The sequence below is a fragment of the Polaromonas sp. genome (assembly GCF_030689685.1).
Taxonomy (GTDB): domain Bacteria; phylum Pseudomonadota; class Gammaproteobacteria; order Burkholderiales; family Burkholderiaceae_C; genus Polaromonas.
The window spans coordinates 40,314-66,997 of the sequence record NZ_JAUYEY010000046.1 but is presented as its reverse complement, the minus strand read 5'-3'; the positions used below and the strand labels follow the sequence as shown (position 1 = coordinate 66,997).

The 26,684-nt window shown below is 59.4% G+C and carries 31 protein-coding genes and 1 pseudogene; 10 read left to right on the top strand and 22 right to left on the bottom strand.

The features are described from left to right. Nucleotides 1-57 precede the first annotated feature (57 nt). Nucleotides 58-531, top strand: a pseudogene (locus tag Q8O29_RS11545) (plastocyanin/azurin family copper-binding protein); the annotation flags it as partial. Between the two features lie 63 nt (nt 532-594). Then, nucleotides 595-834, top strand: a complete 240-nt coding sequence (locus Q8O29_RS11540; RefSeq protein WP_371134223.1) for a copper-binding protein — start codon at nt 595-597, stop codon at nt 832-834. 89 nt (nt 835-923) lie between these two features. Here the strand turns inward: Q8O29_RS11540 and Q8O29_RS11535 are convergent, their stop codons facing one another. Together Q8O29_RS11535 and Q8O29_RS11530 are read right to left on the bottom strand one after the other, a co-directional pair. Next, a complete protein-coding gene (locus Q8O29_RS11535; protein WP_305563000.1) occupies nt 924-1,163 on the bottom strand; it encodes a hypothetical protein in 240 nt (79 codons plus the stop codon). Further along, nucleotides 1,103-1,438 (bottom strand): four-helix bundle copper-binding protein, encoded by a 336-nt coding sequence (locus tag Q8O29_RS11530; RefSeq protein ID WP_305562897.1) that lies wholly within the window; start codon nt 1,436-1,438, stop codon nt 1,103-1,105. The genes Q8O29_RS11535 and Q8O29_RS11530 overlap by 61 nt, the downstream gene beginning before the upstream one ends. 233 nt (nt 1,439-1,671) lie before the next feature. On the opposite strand from Q8O29_RS11530, the gene Q8O29_RS11525 reads away from it, so the two are divergent. Further along, a complete protein-coding gene (locus tag Q8O29_RS11525) occupies nt 1,672-1,923 on the top strand; it encodes a hypothetical protein (RefSeq protein WP_305562895.1) in 252 nt (83 codons plus the stop codon). 184 nt (nt 1,924-2,107) lie between these two features. Here Q8O29_RS11525 and Q8O29_RS11520 read toward each other — a convergent pair whose 3' ends face one another. The 19 genes from Q8O29_RS11520 to merT form a co-directional block, all read right to left on the bottom strand. Beyond that, nucleotides 2,108-3,367: an MFS transporter gene (locus tag Q8O29_RS11520; protein WP_305562893.1), complete on the bottom strand. Its 1,260-nt coding sequence runs from the start codon at nt 3,365-3,367 to the stop codon at nt 2,108-2,110. A gap of 24 nt (nt 3,368-3,391) precedes the next feature. Continuing rightward, the gene (locus Q8O29_RS11515) at nt 3,392-4,042 is read right to left on the bottom strand and encodes a DUF6629 family protein (protein ID WP_305562891.1); all 651 of its coding nucleotides are present in this window, start codon (nt 4,040-4,042) and stop codon (nt 3,392-3,394) included. A gap of 64 nt (nt 4,043-4,106) precedes the next feature. Continuing rightward, a complete protein-coding gene (locus Q8O29_RS11510) occupies nt 4,107-4,547 on the bottom strand; it encodes a hypothetical protein (RefSeq protein WP_305562889.1) in 441 nt (146 codons plus the stop codon). 64 nt (nt 4,548-4,611) lie between these two features. Further along, nucleotides 4,612-4,881, bottom strand: coding sequence for an SHOCT domain-containing protein (locus Q8O29_RS11505; protein WP_305562887.1), 270 nt, complete (start codon nt 4,879-4,881; stop codon nt 4,612-4,614). Nucleotides 4,882-4,923: 42 nt separating this feature from the next. Next, complete coding sequence (locus tag Q8O29_RS11500) at nt 4,924-5,505, bottom strand: SRPBCC family protein (RefSeq protein ID WP_305562885.1); 582 nt, start codon at nt 5,503-5,505, stop codon at nt 4,924-4,926. After that, a complete protein-coding gene (locus Q8O29_RS11495) occupies nt 5,505-6,002 on the bottom strand; it encodes a TPM domain-containing protein (protein WP_305562883.1) in 498 nt (165 codons plus the stop codon). Before Q8O29_RS11495 ends, Q8O29_RS11500 begins: the two co-directional genes overlap by 1 nt. Nucleotides 6,003-6,004: 2 nt before the next feature. After that, the gene (locus tag Q8O29_RS11490; protein WP_305562992.1) at nt 6,005-6,865 is read right to left on the bottom strand and encodes a YgcG family protein; all 861 of its coding nucleotides are present in this window, start codon (nt 6,863-6,865) and stop codon (nt 6,005-6,007) included. Nucleotides 6,866-6,870: 5 nt separating this feature from the next. Further along, on the bottom strand, nt 6,871-7,503 hold the full coding sequence (locus Q8O29_RS11485) for a LemA family protein (RefSeq protein ID WP_305562881.1): 633 nt from the start codon (nt 7,501-7,503) through the stop codon (nt 6,871-6,873). Continuing rightward, nucleotides 7,496-7,867, bottom strand: a complete 372-nt coding sequence (locus tag Q8O29_RS11480) for a hypothetical protein (protein ID WP_305562879.1) — start codon at nt 7,865-7,867, stop codon at nt 7,496-7,498. Before Q8O29_RS11480 ends, Q8O29_RS11485 begins: the two co-directional genes overlap by 8 nt. Continuing rightward, nucleotides 7,864-9,222, bottom strand: coding sequence for an MBL fold metallo-hydrolase (locus Q8O29_RS11475; protein ID WP_305562877.1), 1,359 nt, complete (start codon nt 9,220-9,222; stop codon nt 7,864-7,866). Before Q8O29_RS11475 ends, Q8O29_RS11480 begins: the two co-directional genes overlap by 4 nt. A 34-nt stretch (nt 9,223-9,256) precedes the next feature. Continuing rightward, nucleotides 9,257-11,641, bottom strand: a complete 2,385-nt coding sequence (locus tag Q8O29_RS11470) for a cation-translocating P-type ATPase (RefSeq protein WP_305562875.1) — start codon at nt 11,639-11,641, stop codon at nt 9,257-9,259. Nucleotides 11,642-11,693: 52 nt separating this feature from the next. Then, nucleotides 11,694-12,344, bottom strand: coding sequence for an isoprenylcysteine carboxylmethyltransferase family protein (locus Q8O29_RS11465; protein ID WP_305562873.1), 651 nt, complete (start codon nt 12,342-12,344; stop codon nt 11,694-11,696). Beyond that, nucleotides 12,341-12,643 carry a DUF2933 domain-containing protein gene (locus tag Q8O29_RS11460; protein WP_371134218.1) on the bottom strand — a complete coding sequence of 101 codons (303 nt, stop codon included), beginning with the start codon at nt 12,641-12,643 and terminating at the stop codon, nt 12,341-12,343. The genes Q8O29_RS11465 and Q8O29_RS11460 overlap by 4 nt, the downstream gene beginning before the upstream one ends. Nucleotides 12,644-12,692: 49 nt before the next feature. Beyond that, nucleotides 12,693-14,339: a multicopper oxidase family protein gene (locus Q8O29_RS11455; RefSeq protein ID WP_305562871.1), complete on the bottom strand. Its 1,647-nt coding sequence runs from the start codon at nt 14,337-14,339 to the stop codon at nt 12,693-12,695. 10 nt (nt 14,340-14,349) lie between these two features. Beyond that, entirely contained in the window at nt 14,350-14,754 is a 405-nt protein-coding gene (locus Q8O29_RS11450) for a hypothetical protein (RefSeq protein ID WP_305562869.1), read from the bottom strand. Between the two features lie 167 nt (nt 14,755-14,921). Continuing rightward, nucleotides 14,922-15,365, bottom strand: coding sequence for a hypothetical protein (locus tag Q8O29_RS11445; protein ID WP_305562867.1), 444 nt, complete (start codon nt 15,363-15,365; stop codon nt 14,922-14,924). A 349-nt stretch (nt 15,366-15,714) separates the two neighbouring features. After that, nucleotides 15,715-15,942: a GDCCVxC domain-containing (seleno)protein gene (locus Q8O29_RS11440; protein WP_305562865.1), complete on the bottom strand. Its 228-nt coding sequence runs from the start codon at nt 15,940-15,942 to the stop codon at nt 15,715-15,717. Further along, nucleotides 15,939-16,226 carry a mercury resistance system periplasmic binding protein MerP gene (gene merP, locus Q8O29_RS11435; protein WP_305562863.1) on the bottom strand — a complete coding sequence of 96 codons (288 nt, stop codon included), beginning with the start codon at nt 16,224-16,226 and terminating at the stop codon, nt 15,939-15,941. The genes Q8O29_RS11440 and merP overlap by 4 nt, the downstream gene beginning before the upstream one ends. 11 nt (nt 16,227-16,237) lie before the next feature. Continuing rightward, entirely contained in the window at nt 16,238-16,573 is a 336-nt protein-coding gene (gene merT, locus Q8O29_RS11430) for a mercuric ion transporter MerT (RefSeq protein WP_305562988.1), read from the bottom strand. A gap of 87 nt (nt 16,574-16,660) precedes the next feature. Here merT and merR point away from each other — a divergent pair, with 87 nt between their 5' ends. The 7 genes from merR (at nt 16,661) to Q8O29_RS11395 (ending at nt 26,020) form a co-directional block, all read left to right on the top strand. Further along, entirely contained in the window at nt 16,661-17,068 is a 408-nt protein-coding gene (merR, locus tag Q8O29_RS11425) for an Hg(II)-responsive transcriptional regulator (RefSeq protein ID WP_305562861.1), read from the top strand. Nucleotides 17,069-17,363: 295 nt separating this feature from the next. Further along, a complete protein-coding gene (locus Q8O29_RS11420) occupies nt 17,364-17,771 on the top strand; it encodes a hypothetical protein (protein ID WP_305562859.1) in 408 nt (135 codons plus the stop codon). Between the two features lie 334 nt (nt 17,772-18,105). Beyond that, nucleotides 18,106-19,377: a TolC family protein gene (locus Q8O29_RS11415; protein ID WP_305562857.1), complete on the top strand. Its 1,272-nt coding sequence runs from the start codon at nt 18,106-18,108 to the stop codon at nt 19,375-19,377. Continuing rightward, nucleotides 19,374-21,008, top strand: coding sequence for an efflux RND transporter periplasmic adaptor subunit (locus Q8O29_RS11410; protein WP_305562855.1), 1,635 nt, complete (start codon nt 19,374-19,376; stop codon nt 21,006-21,008). The genes Q8O29_RS11415 and Q8O29_RS11410 overlap by 4 nt, the downstream gene beginning before the upstream one ends. Nucleotides 21,009-21,020: 12 nt before the next feature. Beyond that, entirely contained in the window at nt 21,021-24,155 is a 3,135-nt protein-coding gene (locus Q8O29_RS11405) for an efflux RND transporter permease subunit (protein ID WP_305562853.1), read from the top strand. Nucleotides 24,156-24,419: 264 nt separating this feature from the next. Continuing rightward, nucleotides 24,420-24,545 carry a hypothetical protein gene (locus Q8O29_RS11400; RefSeq protein ID WP_305562851.1) on the top strand — a complete coding sequence of 42 codons (126 nt, stop codon included), beginning with the start codon at nt 24,420-24,422 and terminating at the stop codon, nt 24,543-24,545. A 113-nt stretch (nt 24,546-24,658) separates the two neighbouring features. Beyond that, on the top strand, nt 24,659-26,020 hold the full coding sequence (locus Q8O29_RS11395; RefSeq protein ID WP_305562849.1) for a TAXI family TRAP transporter solute-binding subunit: 1,362 nt from the start codon (nt 24,659-24,661) through the stop codon (nt 26,018-26,020). Here the strand turns inward: Q8O29_RS11395 and Q8O29_RS11390 are convergent, their stop codons facing one another. Further along, nucleotides 26,021-26,557: a DUF1415 domain-containing protein gene (locus tag Q8O29_RS11390; protein WP_305562847.1), complete on the bottom strand. Its 537-nt coding sequence runs from the start codon at nt 26,555-26,557 to the stop codon at nt 26,021-26,023. It abuts the gene before it with no gap. Between the last annotated feature and the right edge of the window lie 127 nt (nt 26,558-26,684).

Below are 26,684 nucleotides of genomic sequence, written 5' to 3'. Positions count from 1 at the left end.
TTGGGCAAATATGCAGGACTGATTACTTCTTCGAACACCACCATTGAAAGGTTTTCCATGAAATCACGAGACATCCTGCTCACGCTGACCAGCGTCTTGCTTTCTTTGTCCGCCATGGCGGCCGGCAGCCATGCGGGCAATCACGACGATAGCGCGATTGGCAAGCCTGGCGCCACATCCAAGGTGACGCGCACAGTCACCGTCGACATGAAAGACGACATGCGCTTTCACGCTTCAAACTTCAAGGTCAAACAGGGTGAAACTATCCGCTTCGTCGTAAAGAACTCCGGCAAGGTCAAGCACGAAATGGTGTTGGGTACCCAAAAGGACCTCAAGGAGCACTATGAAGTCATGAAGAAAAATCCCGAGATGGAGCACGCCGATGCCAGCATGGTCACAGTCGCACCGGGGAAAACCGGTGAGATTATCTGGCAATTCACCAAGGCGGGGAAAGTGGACTTTGCCTGCCTACAGCCCGGCCACTATGACGCGGGTATGAAAGGCCTGATCAATGTAGCGGGTGGCGCCAGTTCTGCACAAGCAGCCTCACCCGCAGTCGTGACCGTGGCGGCGGCCGATGTCAAGAAAGAGACCATGATGGCGGCTCGCTCCGACATGGCTGACGGCGAAGTCCGCAAGGTTGATATGGACAACAAAAAAATCACCATCAAACACGGCGAGATCAAAAACCTTGACATGCCGGGCATGACCATGGTGTTTCAGGTCAAGGACGCCGCCTTGCTGGGTAAGGCAAAAGTTGACGACAAGATTCGCTTCAAGGCAGAAAAGTCTGGCGAGGCCATTGTTGTGACTGACATCCAGCCTGCCAAGTAAATGCGGGGCGAAGCGGTCTCAGGCACGAACCCGAGACCGACTTCGGTCGGCCTATTTGTTCATCTTGTCGGTAGACAGACCATTTGTGGTCAGAAACTTGTCGAACTGGGCAATTTCTTTTTTTGCGCAGCGATGATCGCTTTGTCCATTGTCTTTATCTTCGGGTCTTTGCCATCGCGAAGCTCAGGACGGCAAGAGCCAAAGATGCGGGTCTGATTTTTTTGAGATGGATTTTCATGGCAGGTTCTTTCTGAATGTTGGCGCTTGTTCAGACCATCGTGGCCATTTTGCGGCACTCTTGAGCGCACTGATGGCAGGCTGTGGCGCATTGTTGACAATGCGCCATATGGTGTTTCGCACATTCGTCCCCGCAGGACTGGCAGATCTCAGCGCAAAGTGCGCAGATCGCTTTGGCGTGGGCGCTACCCCGAGCCATGGCAGCTACAGCCAATGCGCAAATCTGGGCGCAATCCATATCCAGTGCGATGCACTTGGCCATCATCTTGACGTCGGTTTCATGCAGACAGGAAGTAGCGCAATGGTTACAGGCCACGGCACAGGCGTTGCAAGCTTCAATGCAGGCCTTGTATTGTTGATGAGGCATGGTGGTTCTCCAGATGGTAGTTTGAGTCGGCAAAGTAGAAGACAATCGCAGCGCCGAAATGCCACAACCCATTCACAATGCGCGCTCGGCAACATCTAACGCGCACGGGATGGCCGCCATGCCGCGTAGGCTGCAACCTACAGCCTGCGCACGCTCAACCCTGATTCAAGCATCTGGCGATGCCCTGTCACTTGCACCATTCGGTGCAGGTGAAAACAGGGTTACGCCTCAACATGGAAAAACCAGATTACACCGAAAAAATACTTCCCGGACTGGCCGTGCTGTTTGTGATTTCGGTCCTGCTCAATTTTCCATGGGAAGTGGCGCAAATGCCGCTGTATGTCGAGGGTGGGAGCTGGTCCGAGCTTGCGCTGCACTGCATCGTTCCCAGTCATGGGGACGGGCTCATCGTCATGCTGATTTTCTGTGTTGGCTGGGCCGATCAGTCTGGGCAGACCAACCGGGTTGGGCCGGTTACGCGCTGATGCTGATGACCGGGTTCAGCATGGCGAAATGCTGATACTCCCGCCAGTTTTTTTCAGGATGACTGGCTGGTGGCTTGCGCGGCGGCAACGCGCTTAAATACCCTCTCCGCCAGCGTTCCGAAACGGCGTTCGGCACCCCCACAGCGAGGAATGGGTGGCCGTTTTAGCGGGCCGAACGCGGTGGCTAAGCGATGCGGCGGAGAGAATCTGCACACCAGTCGCGCCGTGCCCACAGGAAACCCAGCATGACGACCAGCGGAATACTCAGCCATCCAAAACCGCCCTGCGGGAAGCTACCGAAAAGCCATCCGCCGAAGGCCGATCCAAGCGTCTGTCCAAAGCCAGCGGCCGCAGCCAGACCGCCCATGGTGGCGCCCAGCTTGTTGAATGAAGCGCCAGCGGCCAGGTAAGCAACGACTGGCAAAATAAGACCGATACCGGCAGCTATCAAACTGACGCCCAGGTACATCCAGACCTCAGACCGATGTATGGTCAACACGACCAATCCTGCCAAAGCCAGAATCATCCCAGCGGCCAGCAAGGTACGCGACGGAACCTTCTCAAGCAGCCCCGTGAAGAAAAGAAGTGCGTTGATGCCGAGCATCACGAGGCTGCACTCTGCGAGCATCATCGCGGCCTGGCGAGCCGACAGCACTGCCTGCTGCTGCCCCTGCAGAACAATGCCCAATTCAAAGCCTGCGAGTACAAACATCACTGTGCCGCTAACCCACCACAATGAAATGAGGCGAGCTCCGCCGTAGGCTGCGGGTCCGGCGTAAGCACGTGCAGCAGCACTACCAGGTGCAGGCAGGGTTCGGGTCAGCCCCACCATCATGACCGCGCCTGACAGCGCAGACAGAATAATCACAGCCCGCGCTGAAGAAATAAGCCCCTCGCCTGTCCATCGCGCAACAACATCAGCCGCAACGTTCAGCGCAGGCCCGAACAGGAATCCAAGAAGCGACACCGCGCCTAGCCACGCGAAGCGTCGTGCGCGATGCTGGTCGGGCGTATTTTCAGCAACAAGTGCTGAAACCACGGGAACAACCGCCGCCACAAAGAAACCGGTCATGCCACGCAACGCGTAGAGGCCCCACAAACTGGAAAAAGCCGGAACAAGCAGAAGAAGCAGGCTTGCAACGTATCCAATAAGCCCGACGATGAGTATTCGACTTCGCCCGGTGCGATCTGAAACGACTCCCCACAAGGGGGCTCCAATCAGCACGCCTGCGGCATACACGCCGCTGAGGAAGCCGACATGGCGAGCTACTTCCGGGCCGTAGGCAATGAGCATCATCGAAGTCAGCCAACCAGGCAGCAGTGGCAGCAATGCCCCGTAGCCAGCCGATACAACAAATACCGCAGCCGCCAGCCACGCCAATTGCGCGGACCGCAGGTCCGCAGGTTCAACCCGCGATGCATCAAGGGCGGTGGGACGGCTCATGGTTCAATGTGCGCGGCGCAGATATCACCAGTTCACTTCCTCGCGGGAAAGGCGTCGCTGTACAAGGTGAAAATAAATGATGACGCTCAACATGGCTGCAAAAAAACACCACACCGAAATGAACCATGCCGCATAAAAATAGTACACCGCACCAAATGACAGGAGCGCCAGCACACCGAAGACTTTCACCGTTCGATACGTGGAAAAAACAGGGCTGACCGTGGTCGATAGCAGGTACAGGCTCATCACGGTCGCTGCAAAGAAATGCGGCGCAACATACTCAATGTGCTGACCCGTCGGTCGCGAGACGATGGGCAATGCCACCAGGGCGTACATCAGATAGGCGCCCACTGCAAAGCCCCCCGCTGCAAAGAGGCCCAGGGCTTTCCGGCGCCACCCGGGCGGCTCGACAAGCAGCACCGCCACCGGCACATAGACCGGCCACAGTACGTGAGAGAAAAACGAGTAGAGATGCGTCATCACCACGTTGAGTAAAGGCGCCTCGTAGCTAAATGTCAGCCAGATCACGCCTTCGATTAGTTGCTGGATGCCAAACAACAGAGGGATGGAGGCAAGCAGCAGCTCCCGTGGGCGGCGTACCGCTCTAAGGGTAAGCGTACCCAATCCCACCAGAACGACGCCAGCAGAAAAACTCGCGGTGGCCGAGAAACACATTCAATTCCTTGATGTACTTGATGTACTTGTTGGGATCGATATCGAACTTCAGTTCGGGTGTTGATCAGAGTTGCCAGCGAAATATCCGGGGCTCGGACTCACCCGGCCGCGCGATCTTGAGTTCAACCGCACTTGGCCGCGGCGGCGGAACCTCGAATGCAAGCACGCCTTCACGGTGGTGGCCGGTGGGACCCGCGCCAACCCAGGCCGTGGGCCGGAGGATACGCCCATCGTTGGTCGTCAAAGTGGCAATTTGAGTCAGGTCGTCACTCAGGTCGGTACTGTGGGTCTCAAGCACGATGCCAAATTCCCAGCGGCTGCCCGGTGACCCGACCAACTTCGGTGTCACTTTGACCGTCACCCCTCGATCACTCGACGAGCGCGTGGCTGTTGCCTCCGCGCTGGTTTGCGCCAGAGCGGCCAAAGGCGTAGCCACCAGGCCAAGCGCGACCGCAAGGATCCGGCCGCCGATCCTGACTTGATGGAAGTTCCGTACTAAAGACATGACTTTCTCCTTTGCAGTGGTAAGCATATTCGGTGACAAGGCGGTGGCACGCGCGCCCCGCTATTCAAGGCACGCCTGCGGGCGGTCTTGCTTGCAAATCGTCGCGCTTGCGCAGGAACTCTTCGCGGCTGATTTTTCCGCTGGCATAGACTTTTTCGAGTATTTCAAGCGCGCTCTGGTCCGTGCTCGGCTTGGACCTCCCGAAGAAACCCTTTATGGCGACAAACAAGAGGACAAACGGCAGCAACCAGAACGCCAGCATCACAACCCAGCCACCCATCATCCACACACCGTGGTCAAACCCGTACATAACATGCTCCTTTAAAAAATACATGCTGATGCATGCGTTGAATACTGCCTCACTGATAACCTCTGATCAGAGCTTCCCCGATTGGGCAGAAGCCGCACGCCGCGTCATTTCGTTGGCGACCCCTACAAGCTTGCTCCTGACGTCCTGCGCCATCACTGCAGTCCCGACCAGTGGCGGCACCCAGAACCCGGGAACAATGCTGGCCCGGTAGATCAGAAGCGTCGCATCGTCCTGCGCCTCGATGCGCCACTCGCCGGATTTGCTCTTTAGCGTCCCGTTGACAGCAAAAAAACGAATTGCCTCGAGCGGTACTTCCTCGATCCGAACGACAACCTCGATCGGCAATGTCAACCACAAAAGCCCTGACTGTCCAACCTGTTTGAGCAGCATCGGCGCGCCCGGCTCGCTCACGATACGACTGCTTGACAGGCCCGGGACGAAACGCGCGAGATTGTCGTAGTCGGTCAGCACCTGCCAGGCGAGGTGATGGTGCACGTCAACACGCAGCCTGGCATCAATGCGGATCGTGTCTGCGTCGCGCGTTATCCTGACGTCCCGCTCGGCCAGCGCTTCTGCGCTGAACCCCAGCAGGCATAGCGCCAGCAGAGACAGCAATCCCCTTACAGCTATTTCCATCGTTGCCTGCATTACAGCACCACCGGCTTGTCTGGCAGTTCATTGCCGTTGCCGCCAACCGACGGAAAGTGCTGCACCAAGTGCTGCGTCACAGCATGCACACCGCTGACCACGCCGCTTCCATAGTTCGATTGCATGAAGGCCGTTTCCATCTGCTGGCAAATCTTGCGCCACTCCTGCGAGTCCACTTTTTCGTTTATCCCGCGATCAGCAACGATCTCTACAGCCCGGTCGGCCAGCAACAGGTAGATCAACACGCCCGTGTTGTCCTGGGTGTCCCACACACGCAGTTGCGAGAACAGATCAATTGCTCGCTCTCTGGCCGACTGCCCCTGGAACAAGGGCAAGCCGTCCAAGGCGTCTTCGACTACAAAGCGGATCTCACCAGCGTGCGCCGTCTCACTTTCTTTGATAGCGCTTTCGATAGCGGTCAAAGAGCTGCGATCAAAGTGTCGTCTGACCTGCGCCTGAGTTGTAAAAAGGTGCTTGACTATGCGTTCTATTTTCATGATTACCACCTCCCCGTTGCACCGCCGCCGCCGAATCCGCCGCCGCCTCCGCGAAAGCCTCCGCCGCCAAAGCCACCCCGGCCACCGCCACCGTAGTAACCACCATGCCCGTGCCCACGCCCGCCCATGCCACCGCTGACCAGGGTCACAAAAAGCGCCATCGCGCCTGCAATTAAAGCCATGGAAACAGCGCCTGCAAGTAGCCAGGCCAGCACAGCGACGGCACCGCCTGTGACCAGCGCCCCGGGAACCCGGCCCAGCGCCGCACGCAACATGCCACCCACCGTCAATGCCAGAATGAAAACAAGCGGCAAGTACTGCTGAAAACTGCCAGCACTGCCGACGGCGCCTTTGCCAGGAGTCGGCAAAGGCTCCCCGTCAACGACGCGGATGATTTGAGCAACGCCAGCGGTGATACCGCCAAAGAAGTCCTGCTGTTTGAACATCGGAAGAATGGTCTCGCTAATGATGCGTTTGCTGGTGGCATCATTGAGCGCCCCTTCCAGGCCGTACCCTACCTCGATCCGCAGCGTACGGTCGTTCTTGGCGACTACAAGGATCGCGCCGTCATCGATTTTCTTTCGACCGAGCTTCCACTGCTCCGCAACACGAAGGGCATAGGGTTCGATGGCCTCGGGAGCGGACGAAGGAATCATGAGCACGACCACCTGACTGCCTTTGCGCGCTTCAAAGGCAGTCAGCGTTTGTTCCAGCGTGGCTTTCTGTTCAGTTGTTAAGGTACCTGTCAGATCCATGACATGCCCGGTCAAAACCGGAACAGCGACTTGCGCAGCGGCCTGGAAGGATATGGACAGCGTGAATCCGAGCAGCATCGTCGCTGCCACCCTTGCGCCGATACGCATCGTGGTCACTTGGCCGCTCCGGAGACACCAACAGCGGGTTTGGCCGGTGCGGTATCAAAGCTGACTGTGGGCGGCTTGGCGATTTCTGTTTCGTTTTCGACAGTGAAGTTGGGCTTTTCCTTGTAGCCAAAAACCATGGCCGTCAAATTGGAGGGAAAGGAGCGCACGGTCACGTTGTAGTCTTGTACCGAGGTGATGTATCGCTTGCGGGCTACCGTGATTCGATTTTCTGTGCCCTCCAACTGCGCCTGCAAATCCCGGAAGCCCTGGTTAGCCCTGAGGTTGGGGTAGTTTTCAGACACCACCATCAGTCGCGACAACGCGCCCGTCAATTGGCCTTGGGCCTGCTGAAATTTCTGGAACGCCGCAGGGTCATTGATCAGCTCGGGTGTCGCCTGGATCGATGTAGCCTTGGAACGAGCCTCAATCACCTTGGTCAGTGTGTCCTGCTCGAACTTCGCCTCACCCTTGACGGTGCTGACGAGATTGGGCACCAGGTCGGCCCGGCGCTGGTACTGGTTGACCACCTCCGACCAACTCGCCTTCACCTGCTCCTCACCGGTTTGAAATGTGTTGTAACCGCAGCCGGTGAGACCGAGGGCCACCAGTGCGAGCAGCAAAGCAATAAATTTACGCATGATGATTTTTCCTTTGAAACGATGGGGATGTCATTGAATTCGGCAGCAATTCGCGCACGCTCGCGGCAAGGGCGGACGCCAGCGCAATCCGGTTCGAAGGGTGAAAAATCGTGTCGCAGCTCGCGGCGCCCAGCGCTCGCCAGGCGCTGGTCGACAGGCTGACCTCCTCCTGCGCCAGCAATTCAAAACCCACGACGTTGATCTTTGCAATGATGTGGCGGTCTCGCAGGGTGACTTCGACGCGTGTTTGCACCTCAAAGCCTTCTGCCCTGCAGATATGGCAGTCGCGCCGCATGTAGATCACGAACTCCTGGTGCGTGTCTATCCCCAGCGGTCGCAAGCAAAGACCGGTTCCCTCGATCACACGATCTCCACCGTCTGTCCCAGTCGGGGCACGCTTGCAGGCCAGCCGAGTTCGCGCTCGATGCGTTGCCGCAGTGCGTCCGCCGGGCCCGGTTCACCATGGTTGAGGTAGATGCCCTTGGGCGCCTTCGGCGCTGTTTTGAGCCACTGCACGATCTGCTCGGCATCGGCATGGGCCGACATACCGGGCAGGGAGACAACCTCTGCGTTGATCGCCACGTCCTCGCCGTGAATGCGGATGCTGCTTTCACCGGCGACGATTCTGCCGCCACGTGTGCCGCCGGCCTGAAATCCGGCAAACACGATGGTGTTGCGCGAATGGGGAGCCAGTGCTTTCAGGTGATGCAACACCCTCCCCCCTGTGGCCATGCCGCTGGCGGAAACGATGACGGCAGGCTGGCGCCTGGCCACCAGGGCGCGCGACTCATCGGGCGTGCGAACCATGGTGGCGACTCGGGCCATGCCGATGCATTCTTCCACCGACAAACGATGCTCCGCACGATGCCGGTGATAGATGTCGGTCATGTCGATGGCCATCGGGCTGTTCAGGTAAATGGGCAGATCGGGAATTTCCGAGCGCTGCTTGAGGCGGTAGATCGCATGCAGCAGCGACTGCGCCCGTCCGACGGCAAAGGCGGGAATCACCACGATGCCTCCGCGCGCCGCCGTGCGCTGGATCACCTGGCCCAGCAGCAGCTCGGCATTCGACGCTTCGTGCAGACGATCGCCGTATGTCGATTCGGCCACGATGTAGTCGGCTCGCTCAATCGGTGCTGGCGCGCGCATGATGAGATCGTCGGGTCGCCCCAAGTCCCCCGAGAACAACACCGTGGTTTCCCCCGCAGTCAACTCAACCGAGCTGGCGCCCAGAATGTGACCTGCGGGCCGCAAGCGCAACTGCATGCCCGCGATGCTGTCAGAGCGCTCTTCAAAAGGCAGCGGCCTGAGCTGGCGCAAGGCCCGTTTGGCATCCTCTTCAGTGTAAAGCGGCAGTGCCGGATGGTGCTTGGAGCGCTGGCGCCGGTCGGCGTACTCCGCGTCTTCTTCCTGAAGTCGCCCGCTGTCAGGCAGCAAAATCCCGCAAACCTCGATCGTGGACGGCGTGGCAAATACCGGGCCGCGAAATCCCCGCTTCACGAGCAGTGGCAAGGCACCCGAATGGTCCAGGTGGGCGTGCGTCAGAACGACAGCATCGAGCTGCGTCGGATCGAAAGGAAATTCTTCCCAATTCATCAAGCGCAAGTTTTTGTAACCTTGAAACAGGCCGCAATCGACGAGCAACTGCTTGCCTTCCAGGGTGACCAGAGTTTTTGACCCGGTGACGGTGCCCGCAGCACCCAGAAATGCAAGTTTCATGAACGGCTTTCTGGTGGGGGATTGATGCGTTGGTTCATGCCGATGGCCCGGACACGGCTGGCGAGGTTGTGGCTGATGCCTTCCCGTCCCGCGCAGGTTTGATACCGGCTAGCCTGGTGCGCTTGAGCATCAGTGCGTTCAGCGCCACCAGCGCGGAACTGCCCGACATGGTCAGCGCCGCAATTTCCGGGGAGAGAGTAAATGGATAAAAAATGCCGGCTGCCACGGGAAAGGCAATGACGTTGTAGGCCACCGCCCACCAGAGGTTCTGATGCATCTTGCGCAGCGTGGCACGCGACAACTCGATGGCGCCAACCACATCGTAGGGGTCGCTTTTCATCAGCACCACCTGCGCGCTTTCCATGGCCACGTCGGTGCCCGCGCCAATGGCGAAACCCACATCTGCCTGGGTCAATGCGGGCGCATCGTTGATGCCGTCACCGACCATGCCCACCTTGTTGCCCTGATCCTGCAACGCCTTGATCCTCTCTGCTTTTTGACCCGGCAGGACTTCGGCCAGCACAATGTCGATACCCAACTCTTTGCCAATACGGTCGGCCGTTGCCTGGTTGTCGCCGGTCATCATCGCCACCTTGACGCCGCGTTGCTGCAGCTTGGCGATGGTGGCCTTGGACGTCGGACGAATTGCGTCTGCAATGGCAATCAGGCCTATGAGTTTTCCCGCACGGGCGACATGCACTGCAGTGCGTCCGCCGCTTTCCAGCCGCGCCGCCTCAGACGACAGCGCGTCGAGGCTGACGTTCTCAGCCTGCATCAGTTTGCGGTTGCCCAGAAAGACGGTGTCTGCGCCGATGGTGGCGCGAGCGCCCTGTCCATCAATATTGGTGAAGTCCGTGGCAATCTCTACGGTAGCAGTGCCCACCCGCTTGAGAATCGCATGCGCCAGCGGGTGCTCGGAGAACTTTTCCACAGCTGCCGCGGTAGCAAGCAATTGCGCCTCGCTGACGCCTTCGGCCGTCACCATCTCGACCACATCCGGCTGGCCCAGGGTCAGCGTGCCGGTCTTGTCGAAGACGATGACAGTCAGTTTGGTGGCATTTTCAAGTGCGGAAGCGTTCTTGAACAGAATGCCGTTCATGGCACCCAAGCCGGTTCCCACCATGATGGCCATGGGTGTTGCCAGCCCCAACGCGTCGGGACAGGCGATCACGAACACCGTGATGGTGAGTGTCAGAGCGAACAGCAAAGTCTCGCCCAGCACCCAGAACCAGACACTGAAGGTCAACAAGCCGATGACGATGGCGGCCAACACCAGCCACTGCGACGCCCGATCAGCCAGCAGTTGCCCTGGCGCCTTCGAGTTCTGCGCCTCCTGAACCAGCTTGACGATTTGCGCAAGGGCTGTGTCGGCCCCCACCTTGGTCGCCTTGTAGATAAAGCTTCCGCTCTTGTTGATGGTGGCGCCGATCACCGAGTCACCGGTCATTTTTTTGATTGGCATCGACTCGCCCGTCAACATGGACTCATCGACTTGCGAGCTGCCTTCAGTGATTTCGCCATCGACCGGAATCTTGTCACCGGGTTTGATGACAACCATTTCGCCGACCAGCACCTCGGAGGTGGGAACCTTGGTTTCAGTGCCGTTGCGCACCACCGTGGCCAACGGCGGGGCCAGGTCCATCAACGCACGAATCGCGTCAGAGGCGCCGGCGCGGGCCCGCATCTCAAGCCAGTGACCCAACAGAATGAACACCAGAAGCACAGCTGACGCTTCGTAGAACACTTCCCCCTCGTAGAAGAAGGTGGCGCCGACGCTGAAGATGTAGCCCGTGCCGACCGAAAGCACAACCAGCGTCGCCATGTTGGCGACTTTGTTCCGGGCAGACCGCCAGGCAGCGATGAGGAAAGGCCAACCCGGGTAGGCGATGGCCCCGGTAGCGGCGACAAACAGAAAGAGCTTGCGATCCAGTCCGAACGGTGCAGGAAAATCGCCGAACATTTCTCCCATTGGCGAGTACAGAAAGACAGGAATGGCAAACACCAGGGCCACCAGAAAGCGGTTGCGCATATCGCGCGCCATGTCCTGCATGGACATACCCGGTGCATGGCCCATGTCGTGCATCATGTCGGCTTTGTCTTGCGCCAGCGTGCCGCCCGTCGCTACAGGGGCGCGATGTTCCCCGTGGCCCGCGTGACCCTCAGCGCTGGCCTGATGGTCTGCTGTGCTACAGACATGCGTGGGAAGAAGTTCACCGCGGCAGTGGTAGCCACAGTCGCTTACCCGTTTGCGGATAACTTCCAGCGTGACTTTGGATTCATCGTAATGCACCGTGGCGCTGCCGGCGACGTAGTTCACGTCTGCGTGGTGGACGCCAGTGACTGTTTCGAGCTGGCGCTCGACCCCCACTGCGCTCAGGGTAGAGACCAGCTCTGCGACTTCGATGGTGCTTGTTTTCATGATGATTCCCAACCAGAGATGTCGCAGGTATAAACAGTGAGGTCGGTGGCTTTTAGCCGGCGGAAATTTGTTGTTTGAACGATGGCAAGAAACGAGGCGTGCGTGCAGCGTAGGCTTCAAACTCGGCGCCAAACTGCTTGCCCATCTGCTTTTCTTCTGTGATCGCGAGCCGTCCATACATCACCAGCAGGATAGGAAACATCAGCAAGGTGAGCAGCGTTGGCCACTGCAGCAGAAAGCCCAGCAGGATAAGCACGAAAGCCACGTACTGCGGATGTCGGATACGTGCATAAGCCCCGGTCGTGGCCAATGTACCCCTGCGCTGCGCGTGGTACAGCACGTTCCACGCACTCGACAAAAGATAAAAACCAAAGCCGAGAAAGGCATAACTTGCAATGTGCAGTGGGCTGAAGTGCGGGTCTCCCTTGTCGCCAAGAAGCGTTGACCACAAGTGACCGGAGTTGTGAGACAGCAGATCGAGGCCCGGAAATCTGGTCTGTAGCCAGCCCGACATCAGGTAAATGCTTAACGGGAAGCCATACATCTCCACAAACAGCGCGACGACAAAGCCTGCAAACGCGCCGAAGGTGCGCCAGTCGCGCGCGGTCTGTGGCTTGAAGAAGCTGAAAGCAAACATCAGAAATATGGCCGAATTGAGGATGACGAGCGTCCAGAGTCCGTAGGCAGAGGTGTCATTTGTCATGGTTGTTCTCTGGTGGGGGATTCAGGCTGAACCACGGGATGGTTCGAATCCGGTTTGTTGCCACCGTGGTGTCCGGCATGGCCACCACCATGACCCCCGTGCATGAAGACATGCATCAGCGGGCAGGCCAGTAACAGCAGGAACGGCAACGCGCCGAAGAAGTGGGCACGGTGCTCCGTCAGCAAAAAGTACGCGGCAACAGCACCGAACACGATCAGACCGATTCCGTATCTTGAACGCCAGAATGGCGGTGGGGTCATCTGACCGGGTTGTTGACCCTGACTGCTTTCGTGTTCCATCTGAATCTCCAGAGGTTGAACTGCCTACACTTGCCTCATTGATCGGCTTTCACGCTTGCACCCGAAAGTTGATCATCATCCCGGCATCCGCGTGTTCCAGGTTGTGGCAATGAAACACATAGGTCTGGTCGCCGGGAAAGTCGTGGGTAAAGTTGATCGCCACCCGCACCGTTTCGCCAGGCCAGACCAGCACGGTGTCCTTCCAGCCGAGGTCGCTCACCGTACGGCCTTTGCCGAAACGCGCCGTGGCCGCAAGTTGGGGCGGGCTGCCGATCCGTTCCAGTACCTGGAACGAAAAACCGTGGATGTGCATCGGGTGCGGTATGCCCAGCGTCGGGTTGCTGATGTTCCAGATTTCCACCGCGCCGCGTTTGACGTCGAACGCAATCTCATCCATTTTGAAGGTGCGTCCGTTGATCAGAAAACGCATTTGCCCCATCGACAGTTCGATCTTGCGCTGCGCGGCGCCCTCAGTGGGAATCGGCTTGACCTGGGACAGCGTGGTCGGCAGCTTGGCGACGACGCGTTCCCCGGCCGTGACCGACAGCTTCAACACGTTGAACTCATGGCCCAGCGGCAGCCGTGACGAGCTCATGCCGGCCATCATCCGTCCCATGCCCATGCCGCCCATGCCCGGCATGCCTCCAGCGGAACCTTCATTCTCCATGGCATCGAACGTCAGACTCTTGAGGAAGATGTCCTCACCGACCTGCGCCTGCCCGGCGTCGAGCAGCACATCGAGGCGCTCCCCCGGTGCGAGAAAGGCCTCGCTCACCGTTTCCGGCCGCTCGATCAGGCCACCGTCGGTGCCGATCACGGTGAAATCCAGCGGCGTGCTGCCCTTGACAAAGGCAAGCCGGTAGATACGCGCGTTCGAGCCGTTGAGCAGCCGCAGGCGGTAGGTGCGCGGCGTGACGGCCTGCACTGCATTGGGCGTCAGGTTGGCCAGCACGATGTCACCGAGCCAGCCCATCATGGCTTCATGCACACCCGGCTGGTACAAGAGCTTGCCCTGCGCGTCGAACTGCTTGTCCTGGATGACCAGGGGCAGGTCAGTGACGCCCAGCTGCAGATCAAATGCCTTGTTGACTCTGCGCTGGTCGTCGTCATCCACCAGGAAGAAGCTTGCCAGACCGTAATAGGCCTGCTTGGCGGTCAGGTTGTGCGCGTGCGTGTGATACCAGTATGTGCCGCCGCGATCCCGTACCGTGAAGTCATAGTCGTAACGGCCACCCGGCGCTATGACGCTGGCCGGATGACCGTCCATGGCGGCGGGCACATGCAGGCCGTGCCAGTGAATGATGGTCGATTCCGCCAGCCCGTTCTCCAAACTGGCCGTGAAGCGCGCGCCGCTCTCGATGCGCAGAATCGGATTCTGGTAGGCCTTGCCCGCCTGTTCGGTTTGGTACAGGAGGAACGGTGATTCGCGGCCGGGCAGGAGAGGAAAGCTGGCCGCAGTGGCGCGGATTTTCAGGGGCCCGGCGAGATCCAGCACGCCAAACGGCCCCTCGCCTACTGGAATGAACAGCTTTTGCTGAAAATTCTCAGCGGCCACCGGGTCGAACGGGTAGTGGCGAAACGGCCCGCCTGCCAGCGCGGTGGAGCGTCCCGATCCGTAATACATCCAGGCGGCGCCGCCGGCAGCGGCCACGGCCGCCACACCGGCAAATTGGAACAACTGTCGTCTTCGCATCATGCGCTTCCCGTTACCGTGCTGGCGCGGCAGGCATCCGCTCCATCATCATTTTCATCATGGTCTGCATCATCGCCATGCGTTTTTCCATCATCGCGTGGCGGGCGCTCATGTCACCCCCCATGCCGCCCATGCCGGGGCTGGCCATGCCCTCCATCATCTTCATGCCGTCCTGCATGGATTTCATGTGGTCGGCCATCAACTTACTGCGCTCTTCGGGGGTTTTGGCAGCCATCATTTTTTCCTGCATGGCCTGCATCGCTTTTGTCTGCGTGTCCATATGTGCCAGGTGGTCAGGCTGGGCCGCGCGTGGCGCGGCGGCCATGGCCATTGGCATCGACGGGGCGGTGTTGCAGGCAACCAGGGTAGTGGCAGCGGTCAGGGCAAGGGCGAGAGGGATAAATCGAAAAGTGGTCATGAAAGACTCCTGGTGGGTTGGTGAAAAAGAAAGAGGACGCATTCTGGCGGCGTCACGGCGCAGACGTCATGACACCCGTTGCCGACTGTGGCCCGGCACATTGGCCTGTAGGGGTGAAAAAAGAGAGGGCGGGGATCGGGAAAGTCCGCGCCAGGTTCAACGGGCGGCTAAAGCGCCAGCCGCGAATAACGCAGCCTGATAGGCCGCTCGGGGGCCAATGGCCGCACCCTGTCCAACTGACGAAACGCCGGAACCACAGGGGTTGCCGCCGTCCAGAGAACCGAAACCAGCGGCGCTGGGCCGGGGTCTGTATGCGCAGCCGTCAAATCCTGCTTCGGCAGGGACTGCGCAATATCCTCACACGCCTTCAGGCATGGGGCTCTGGAACTGTTTGGGTTTTCGTCGTGGCCGACGACGGCCCCGGCATGGCCAGCCGAGATCGCGGGCGTTGCCGCTGAGCCAGCGTGACTGGTCGCCGTCGGATGCCCATGGGTGCCGCGCGCTTCGAGCAGACAGGCATTGGCGACACCGGAAGCCAGTGCGAACACCCACACCAGCAACACCATGAAAGCGGTGTTGCGTTTGGCAAAGGTGCTGGAAAGAAGTTTCATGGGAACATGATTAAAGAGTGATTCATCCTATTCGGCGCCCCGAGGGGGTCTGTTGATCTTTGTCAAGTGGACGCGGTATGCAGAGCCCTTCGAGGCACATGGGTGCGAAAGCGCGCTTTCATGTTTCGATATTTTCGGGTTGCAGTACCAGACATCGTAGCGTCTGGTCCACCCACACCATGTGCCGGACGATGGCGGTCTCCCGAGCGGTCGCCGAGTCCACAGTAGCAATTTCATACTGCAATCACCGCAGCGCGAAATGGTTGGAGATTACCATTTTACGGGGTAGGCTACAACCTACATGTCCGTCTCGGGGGTAAATCAACCAGTACCCTGCACGGTAGAGCGATCAGCCTGTGCCGCAACAAGCCGACGCACGGCCTGCTTGCTGAATGGGCGGGCAAGGCACGCTTCCGTATGAGCAGAACACACAGCAGTCCCCACGCTTCGGCCGCAACAGCGCATGACACTGCCCGCACTCGTAAAACCATTGGCACGCCTCTGTCGGCATCTGTTCAGCCTTTTGGTGAGCGCAGGCCGGGCAGGTCAGGGTCGAGCCCAAAACCACCAAACTCATTTACCCGTGCCAATCACGCTGGAGGGATAACCCGCGTTGGCGGTGGCCTGAGTAAGCACGGTGGCGCTGGTTTTAGCATTGTCAAACACCACCCTCGCCTGACGTTTTTCGTAGCTGACCTCGGCCTTCTCAACGCCGGGTGTTTTACTCAGCGCCACCTTGACTGTGATGGGGCAGGCAGAACAGGTCATGCCGGGCACCGACAAAGTCACTGTTTGAGGTGTACCCCAAACCGGATTTACCGAAGCGGCCAGAAAAACGGATAGGGCCATCAGATGTTTCATGAACAACTCCTTTAATAGAACAAGGGCAAGACATACGGGAAAGCAAGCGCAAGCAGTACCAAAATCACTACCAGCCAAAAGCATGCTTTGTAGGTTGCACGCACCTGGGGCAAAGCGCACATCTCGCCCGCTGCGCACTGCTGCAAGGGGCGGTATATACGCCGTCCGGCAACATACAAAGCCACCCCTGCCACTGCGACAAACACCGGGCGGTAAGGTTCAAGCGCGGCGAGATTGCCGATCCAGGCTCCGCTGAAACCAAGCAACAGAAGCACCAGCGGCCCAAAGCAGCAGGCCGAAGCGAGAAAAGCCGCCATGCCACCTGCGATCAAGGCCGTGGGAGCCATTGGCTGCTGCGAAGGCGGCGAGTTGGTAGGCAAACTGGGTTTCATGAGCGTAAGATTACTTCCGTAGTCAAGTACGGAGTCAAGCCCATGAAACACAGTGTGCCCACCCTGACGATTGGCGCATTTGCCACCTCAGCCGGCGTCAATGTCGAAACCATCCGTTTCTACCAACGCAAGGGACTGCTCGACGAACCGGAGCGTCCGTATGGGAGTATCCGGCGCTACGGCGATGCCGAGGTCCAGCGTGTGAAATTCGTAAAATCTGCGCAGCGCCTGGGCTTCAGTCTGGACGAAATCGCCGAGCTTCTAAAACTCGAAGACGGCACCCAATGCCGGGAGGCGCAGGGACTGGCTGAGCGAAAGTTGCGGGACGTGCATCTAAAACTGGGCGACCTGCGCCGCATTGAGACGGCGCTGGACACATTGGTCAAAAGATGCCACGCCGCACGAGGAACTGTGTCCTGCCCGTTGATTTCCTCGCTTCAGGCGCGTTGACTGGTGGTGGCATTGGACGCCAGCAGCTATGCTGATGCCCACCACAACGCCGTCTATTCGGTGGTCGAGCAATCTTTGCGCCTGAACGTACACGGGCATGACCTTCGCTTCTTGCATGGCGCGCATGGAGAAAGCGTTCAATAAACTTCCCGGCGAGGTGTCACCTGAAGTCGACCTGGCAAGCAAACGGCAGGAGGCAATCGTCAGGAACTTTCCTCACGCGGACTGCTCAATAGGCTTAAACTCCAAGTCTGTTGCTTGGATACCTGCAGCTACCGCCCACCTCCCTCACCCCATGACCCAGAACCGCCGCCAACGCTTTGTCACCGTGGTTTTTGCACTGATGAGCCTGCTATTCATGCAACTGGCGATGGCCACCCATGTCTGTCCGGGCGCGATGGCTGCCGGGGCGGAGGCGCAGCAGCCCGACATGACGGCAAGTTCCGGCATGCCTTGCGCCGAGTCGATGACACTCACGATGGACGACGAGCAACCCAGTCTCTGCGCTGCCCATTGCAAGTCTGACCCGCAGACCTCCGATAAGTTCCAGTTGCCCGGCCTCACATCGTTGGCCGCGATGACCAGCGACTACCCGCTGGCCCGCGTGAGATCGCCGCCCGCAGGCGTTTGCCTACAGGCGCCACTGCTGGCACGCATCAGCACGCAATCGGTCGCGGTCCGCCACTGCTGCTTCCGCCTTTAAATTCTCCCGCTCCCTGTTTTCTGTCCGGGCACACATTGTGCCCGGACAGTGGTCATGTTGTCTGGAGGTTTCATGTTTGCCTGTTTCATGTTTTTCGGGCTCGCTCCATCAGGGACCTCATGGTCGGCAAACCGACGTGTTTGCAGCGCGCCCGCGCAGATTGAGCTCGACGAACGGCTGAGAGCCTGATCAACCGCCAGCCGATGCGGGTACGCTGAATCGGCGCAGACGCCGCGCCCCTGATCGGGCGATCCCTTCTTGGAGGGGTGTGAGGAGGGGCAACCCTCCGATGCGATGCTTCACACCAAATTCTTGCCTTAAAAAAGGAAATCATATGCAATCCGTTTTACGCATCTGCGCTGTCGCAATGACCTTGACGCTGGGTGCGCCGATTGTTGTGTGGGCTAGCCAACAAGTCGTGGGAGGCAGCGTGGAAAGCCTTCTCGACTATGCAAAGGAGAGTAATCCCGAATTCGCGAGCATGCGCCATGAAGCCGACGCTGCTGGCGAGCGGATCGGGCCAGCCGGTGCATTGCCCGATCCCAAGCTGCGCGTGGAATTGATGGACATCACCCGAGCGGGCGAACAAAGCCCGACCTTGTCGCCAAGTCGGGTAGGCAGCACCGTCTATACATTGATGCAAGACGTGCCCTGGTTCGGCAAGCGCGATCTCAAGCGCGACATCGCCGCGCTGGAGGCCGACGGTGCGAAAGGACGCGCGGCGGGAACCTGGGCGGAACTGTCGTCACGCATCAAATCCGGCTACGCGCAGTTTTACTACGTGCACCAGAACGAGCGCCTGACGAGGGAAGTCCTCGATCTCCTGTCGCGCCTGGAGAAGGTGGCGCAAGTCCGCTACGCCGGCGGTCTTGCTGTGCAATCGGATGCGATCCGCGCGCAGGTGGAGCAGACCAACCTCAGAAACGAACTGATTGCGCTGGAAAATGAAAAACGCATGACCCAGGCACGTTTGAACATGCTGCTGGCGCGGCCCGCCGATGCAGCGCTGGCGGCACCGGAACGCCTGCGCGCCTTGCCGGAGCCGGTCAATCTCGACCATGCGGCGCTGCAAGATCGGGTACGCGGACGCAATCCGCAGCTCTTCGCGGAAGATGCGCGCCTCAAGGCAGCCGAGAAAAACCGCGAGCTGACCTACAAGAACCGTTACCCCGATTTCACCTTTGGCATCGCCCCCGTCCAGTACAGAAGATCGGTCAGGGAATGGGGAGTGATGGTGGAAATCAACATCCCTTTGCAACAGTCGTCGCGTCGCGCGCAGGAACGCGAAGCGGAGGCCATGCTGTCGGCGGCCCGATCACGCAAGGACGCTACTGCCAACCAGGTGCTCGCAGAGTTGACGGAGAACCTGTCTGGTCTCGATGCCGCACGACGCACCGAAGCCGCCATCACCAACAGCCTGCTGCCGCAGACCGAACTGACGTTGAAGGCGGCGTTGGCGAGTTATGAAAACGGCAAGGTGGATTTCGCCACCTTGCTCGACGCCCAGCGGCAGATCCGCCTGGCAAAGCAGAACCAGATCAAGGCTCAGGCCGAAGCACAGACTCGGCTGGCAGCTATCGAAAGACTCTTGGGAGAAGAACTATGAGGCAAAGCACCAAGCTCACACTCGGCCTGATCGTTGTCGCCGTATTGGCGGCTGGCGGCGGCTATTGGGCGGGCAATCGCGGCACGGGCGGCAGCCATGATGCTGTGGCCAATGTCGGCGAGTCCGGCAACAGCGCGAAGCAAGAACGCAAGGTCCTCTATTACCGCAATCCGATGGGCCTGCCCGACCAGTCGCCGGTACCGAAGAAGGACCCGATGGGCATGGCTTACCTCCCGGTCTACGAGGGCGAAGCGGATGCCGATCCGGCGTCCGCCAACCAGATCAAAATCAGCACCGACAAAGTTCAAAAGCTCGGCGTCAGAACCGAAGCGGCGAGCATGAAAGCGATCAATAAAATCGTCCGCGCCGCCGGTCGCATCGAGCCGGATGAACGCCGCATTTACGTCATTTCGCCCAAGTTCGAAGGCTACGTGGAACGCCTGCACGTCAGCGCAACGGGTCAGGCAGTGGGCAAGGGGCAACCACTTTTTGAGGTTTACAGCCCGGAACTGGTGTCGGCGCAGCGCGAATACGCCATTGCGGCCCAGGGCGTGCAGTCGCTCCAAGGCGCTGAGGGCGAGGCCCAGTCCGGCATGAAACAGTTGGCTGATTCGGCCCTGATGCGGCTGAAAAATTGGGATATTTCGGAAGAGCAGGTCAAGGCGCTTGCAAAATCCGGCGAGGCCCGGCGCACCATGACTTTTCGCTCACCCGTGTCCGGCCTCGTGACGGAGAAAAAAGCCGTGCAGGGTATGCGCTTCATGCCCGGAGAAATTCTCTACCAGATCACCGACCTGTCTTCCGTGTGGGCATTGGCTGACGTGTTTGAACAGGACCTTAGCCTGGTCAAATCCGGCGCCAAGGCGAAGGTCAAGATCAACGCCTATCCTGAGAAGATTTTTGAAGGAACCATCGCCTACGTTTATCCGACCCTGAAGGCCGAAACGCGGACGGTTCAGGTGCGCGTCGAGCTGGCCAATCCCGGTCAATTGCTCAAGCCCGGCATGTTCGCCCAGGTCGAACTGGCCGCGCCAATCCGGAAAAACACCGTCACAGTGCCGCTGTCTGCGGTCATCGACAGCGGTGTCCGCCGCATTGTGCTGGTGCAGATCAAAGAGGGACGGTTCGAGCCGCGTGAAGTCAAACTTGGCGCGCGCAGCGATGACTATGTCGAGGTACTGGATGGCATCAGGGATGGCGAGCTGGTGGTGGTTGCCGCTAACTTCCTGATTGATGCTGAAAGCAACCTGAAAGCCGTGATCGGCAGCTTCGGTAGCGCGGCTCCCGTCGGCAGTGCCAGTCCCAAGGCCAGCGAGCCGGCGGCGGCTCACCCCGGCGGCGGGGCTGCGGCAGGTCATAAAGGCGAAGGCAAGGTCGATGGCGTGGACGCGAAGGCCGGGACGGTGAGCATTGCGCACGGGCCGATTGCCAGCCTCAAGTGGCCAGCCATGACGATGGGGTTCAAGGTCGCCAACAGCACGCTGCTCAAGGATGTGACGCCGGGTACGGCGGTCGCGTTTGAGTTTGTTGAGCGCCAGCCGGGCGAATGGGTGATTACCGGCATCCAACCAGCCGCAGCTGGCAAGGCCAGCGCCGGGGCGCCACCAGCCGCTCCTCCTTCCCGTCAATAACAGAAAAACGCGATGCTTAACAAGATCATCGACTGGTCGGGTCGGAACATTTTTCTGGTCCTGCTCGCTACGCTGTTCGTCACCCTCGGCGGCATCTATGCCGTCGTGAAAACGCCGATTGACGCCCTGCCCGACCTGTCGGACGTGCAGGTGATCGTGTACACCGAATACCCCGGCCAGGCGCCGCAGGTGGTCGAAGACCAGGTGACGTATCCGCTGACTACCGCCATGCTGTCGGTGCCCAAGTCGAAGGTGGTGCGCGGTTTCTCCTTTTTCGGCGCGTCCTTCGTCTACATTATTTTTGAGGACGGCACCGATATTTACTGGGCCCGCTCGCGGGTGCTGGAATACCTGAACTTTGCGTCGGGCCGCATGCCCAAAGGCGTATCGCCGCAAATCGGTCCGGATGCGACCGGCGTAGGCTGGGTCTACCAATACGTGGTGGTGGCCAAAGACAGGACGCTGGCCGAGCTGCGCACGCTACAGGACTGGTATTTGCGTTATCAGCTGACCAAGGCGCGCGGTGTGGCCGAAGTTGCCTCCATCGGCGGCTTTGTACAAACCTACCAGGTGACGGTTGACCCGGTCAAGCTGCGCGCGTTTGGCATCCCGCTGAACAAAGTTTCGCAGGTGATACGTGAGTCAAACCGCGATGTCGGCGGTCGGGTGATCGAAATGGCCGAGACCGAGTACATGGTGCGCGGCAAGGGCTACCTGCGCGGCAAGGGCGACATTGAAAACCTGGTCGTAAAAAGCGAAGGTGGCACGCCTGTGTTGGTGCGCGACATTGCGCGAGTGGAGCTAGCCCCGGACGAACGGCGCGGCATGACCGAGCTCAATGGCGAAGGTGAAGTGGTGTCGGGGATTGCCATGGCCCGCTATGGCGAAAATGCGCTCGAAGTCATTCACAACCTGAAGCTGAAAATCACCGAGATCAGCGCCGGTTTGCCGGAAGGCGTCAGCATTCAGGCGGTGTACGACCGCTCTGACCTGATCCACAGCGCCATCAAAACCCTGAAGGTCACGCTGCTCGAAGAAAGCCTGATTGTGGCGCTGGTCTGCTTCGTGTTTTTGCTGCACGCGCGCAGCGCGATGGTGGCTATTTTGATGCTGCCGGTGGCGATTTTGATGGCCTTCATCGCCATGCGCCTGTTGGGTATGAGCTCGAACCTGATGAGCCTGGGCGGCATTGCGATTGCCATCGGCGCGATGATCGATGCGGCGATCGTCATGATCGAAAATGCCCACAAACACCTGGAGCGCCTGAAAAAAGAGCATTCGAACCAAGAGCGGGTTGAAGCCATTTTGGACGCCTGCAAGGAAGTCGGCCCGCCCCTGTTCTTCTCGCTGTTAATCATCACCGTCTCGTTCTTGCCGGTGTTCACGCTGGAATCGCAGGAAGGGCGCCTGTTCGCGCCGCTGGCTTATACCAAAACCTTTGCCATGGCGAGCGCGGCGCTGCTGTCACTGACACTGGTGCCGGTGTTGATGATTTTGTTCATTCGCGGCAAGGTGATGGCCGAAGCGAAGAACCCGGTGAACCGTTTCCTGATGTGGGTCTACCGACCGATCATCGAGGGCGTGATGCGCTGGAAAAAGCTCACCATCGTTGCAGCAATGATTGCCTTGGCCGTCTCGTTTTATCCGGCATCAAAGCTTGGTAGCGAGTTCATGCCAACCCTCAATGAAGGCACCTTGCTCTTCATGCCGTCCAGCCTGCCGGGTATGTCCATCACCAAGGCGGCGGAACTGATGCAGACCCAGAACAAGATCATCAAGAGTTTCCCGGAAGTGGTGTCGGTCTGGGGCAAGGCAGGCCGCGCCAATACCGCGACCGACCCGGCCCCGACCGAGATGTTCGAGACCGTCATCAACCTGAAACCGGAATCCGAATGGCGGCCGGGCATGAGCACCGACAAGCTGATCGGTGAGATGGACAAGGCGCTGCAATTCCCGGGTGTGTCCAACGCCTGGACCATGCCAATCAAGGCGCGCATCGACATGCTGTCGACCGGTATCCGCACGCCGATCGGCATCAAAGTGTTCGGGAAAGACCTGCAGGAAATGGAGAAGCTTGCCAAGCAGATCGAGGCGGTTGTCAAAACGGTGCCGGGCACCACGTCGGCGTTTGCCGAGCGCATCACCGGTGGCTTTTACCTGAACATCGAACCGGACCGGGCCCAACTGGCCCGCTACGGCCTGGCGGTGGGCGAAGTGCAGGACGTGATTGGCACGGCACTGGGCGGCGAGATGGTCACGACGACCGTGGAGGGACGCGAGCGCTTTGGCGTGACGGTGCGCTATCCGCGCGAATTGCGCAGCGACCCGGAGCTGATTGCGCGCGAAGTGCTGGTGCCGACCATGGACGGCGCCATGATCCCGCTGGGCCAGTTGGCAAAAATCGAAGTGGCCAAAGGCGCACCCGGCATTCGCACCGAAAACGCCTTGCTTTCGGCCTACATCTATGTGGATATCCGCGACCGCGACATCGGCGGCTATGTGGCTGATGCGCGCAAAGCGGTCACTGAGCAGGTCAAGTTTCCGCCCGGCTACTACGCCACCTGGAGCGGTCAGTTCGAGTACATGGAGCGCGCCATCGAGAAGATGAAGGTGGTGGTGCCCATCACGCTGCTGATTATTTTTCTGCTGCTGTACCTGAACTTCCGGCGCCTGACCGAAACCCTGATCGTCATGCTGTCGGTGCCGTTTGCGCTGGTCGGGGGTGTCTGGCTGATGTGGCTTCTGGGCTACAACCTGTCGGTGGCGGTGGCCGTTGGCTTCATTGCGCTGGCCGGCGTGGCGGCATCGACCGGGGTGGTCATGCTGATTTACCTGGACCACGCCTGGGAAGCCGTCAAAGCCAAATGCCGCGCCTCCGGCGCCACGCCGAACGCCGCCGACCTGTACGCGGCGGTGATGGAAGGCGCGGTCGAGCGCGTGCGGCCGAAGATGATGACGGTGGTCGCGATCATGGCCGGCCTGCTGCCCATCATGTGGGGCACCGGCACCGGTTCCGAGGTCATGAGCCGGATTGCCGCGCCGATGGTGGGCGGCATGATTTCCTCGACCGTGCTGACGCTGGCGGTGATTCCGGCGCTGTATGCGCTCGTCAAGCAATGGCGCCTCAACAAGGGGTTGGAGGTGTGATCAAGTCGAGCCTCGTTCGTGATGGCTTTTTTGTATCGAGGCTTTCGATGAACAGAACTGTTCCGCCTCATGCAAGGTAGACGAACGTGCTAGGAGCCTGGGCGGCAGAAGGAACGTCGGCTGCAAAGCGGCCGCGACGGTCCATTTTTCACCGGCTTTTTGCCCCATAGCTACGGCTATGAGGCTGCAAACCCGGCAAAAATTGTCCTCGCCGGGGCCACTTTTCGCTTCGACGCCTTCTGCCGCCCAGACTTCTAGGAAGTGATGCAACGCATCGCGGCACCCATGGTGGGCGGCATGATCGCCGCACTGCTGCTGTCGATGTTTGTGATTCCTGCAGCCTACCTGCTGATACGCCAAAAATACCTGCGCTCAGGTCTGGGGGCGTAACTGTTTTGCTATTTATTCAGGAGCTGGTGGCGCCCGTCCCCATTGGGCTAGAGGCATTTTTTATGTAACTTTTCCGGTGACGCTGCCTCCTAGCCGCATGGTATGGTTTCGCCATGAGCAAAACTATACGCTACACCCTGCTGTCACTGCGCGATCTGTGGGCGTCTGCAGGGCCTTTCATCGTGCTGACCATCACGCTGCTGGTGCTGGCCTACTGGTGGCTGGACCCGAACCCGCCCAAACGCGTCACGTTGGCCACCGGCCCGGCGCAAAGCGCCTACGAGGAGTTTGGCAAACGCTACGCCAAAATCCTGGCCGGCGACGGCATCGAAGTCGTGCTGCTGCCCTCGCAAGGCTCGGCCCACAACCTGCAACTGTTGCGCGAAGGCAAGGCCGACCTCGGTTTTGTGCAGGGTGGCACCAGTGAACAGCGGCCCGAGGATGAGGAGAATCTCGAATCACTGGGCAGCCTGTTTGTCGAGCCGGTCTGGCTGTTCTACCGCGAAGATGCGGCAAAGAAACTCCCCGCCACTCCCGCGCTGCGCGCTAACCCTGATGAGGGCGCCGCCGCACCTGCCCGATTGAATTCATTGACGCAATTGGAAGGCTGGCGCGTCAACGCCGGAACGGCCGGAAGCGGCATTCCCAACCTGATGAACAAACTGCTGGCCAGCAACAAGGTCGATCCCCTCAGCCTGACGATTTCGGAGCTTGAGCAAACACCGGCCACCGTCGCCTTTCTCGAAGGCAGGCTCGATGCCATCGTGTTTGCCTCGGCACCTGAATCACTGATGGTGCAGATGCTGCTGCAGACACCTGGCATTGCGCTGATGGATTTTCCGCAAAGCGAAGCCTACTCACGCCGTTTTGCTTTTCTGAGCCCGGTGCTGCTGCCGCGCGGCGTGGTCGATCTGGCGGCCAACATTCCGGCGCGAGACGTGCGGCTGGTGGCCCCCACCACCGCGCTGCTCAGCCGGCAGGGCACCCACCCCGCCCTGCTGCAGTTGTTTGTGCAGGCCGGCAACCAGATCCATGGCGCCGCCGGTTGGTTCAAGCGCGCCCGCGAATATCCCAACCTGCTGAACAACGAACTGCCAATTTCGGCCGAAGCCGAACGCAGCATCAAGAACGACAAACCCTTTTTGCAGCGCTACCTGCCCTTCTGGGTCGCCAACCTGGTCGAACGCATGTGGCTGGTGATGGGCATCATCATCGCAATCATGCTGCCGTTGTCGCGCATCGTGCCGCCGCTGTATGAGTTTCGCGTGCGCTCGCGCATCTTCAGGTGGTACGGCCAACTGCGCGACATTGAAAACCGGGCGGAAGGAACACAGGACACTGGCCCTTTGCTCGACGAGTTGAATCAGTTGGAGAGCCGGGCTGAAAAAATCGCGGTGCCTCTGTCCTATACCGACGAACTTTATGCGCTGCGCAACAACATTCATCTGGTGCGGAAAAAGCTGCAGAGGCTGTAGCTAAAGCCCCAGTTCCTTCCAGCCAGCGTGGCCGAGCTGTTCCATGGTCTTGATATTTTCATCGAAGATCGCGTCGGCATCCGGAAACGCCTCAACCGCACGCTCCACACTGTCCTCGCGCAGCAAATGCAAAATGGCGAAAGGCGCGCGGTTGGTGTAATTGCCGATGTCGTCGGGCTCGGAGCCTTCGAATTGGAACTTCGGGTGAAAGCTGGCGAGCTGGATCACGCCTTCCAGCCCATGCTCATCGACCACACCTTCGGCGATTTCCAGAAAATCGTTGAAGTCCAGGAAGTCGTCAAACAGCGTCGGATGAATCAGCAGCGTGGTGTCGATCTCTTCGACCGGCGTGGCCACCAGCAGGTCGAGTTCCCTGTCCAGTTCTTCCAGCAAATCATCGGCATGGCGCGCCTGGCTCACCACCAAACGCACCTGGTTCTTGACATACACCGCTTTTGCAAACGGGCACAGGTTCAGGCCGATGACGGCTTTTTCGAGCCAGTGCCGAGTTCTGGCAAGTACAACTTCGTCGGTCATGTGTGGCATTTGAGTCTCTAAGAAATTTTTCACAAGGAGATCAAGGAGGTAATTCACAGAAAGGAAAAACAAGAATTTTTGTGTCTTCCTCATTGACCTCGTCAACCTCCCTGATCTCTTTGTAAAT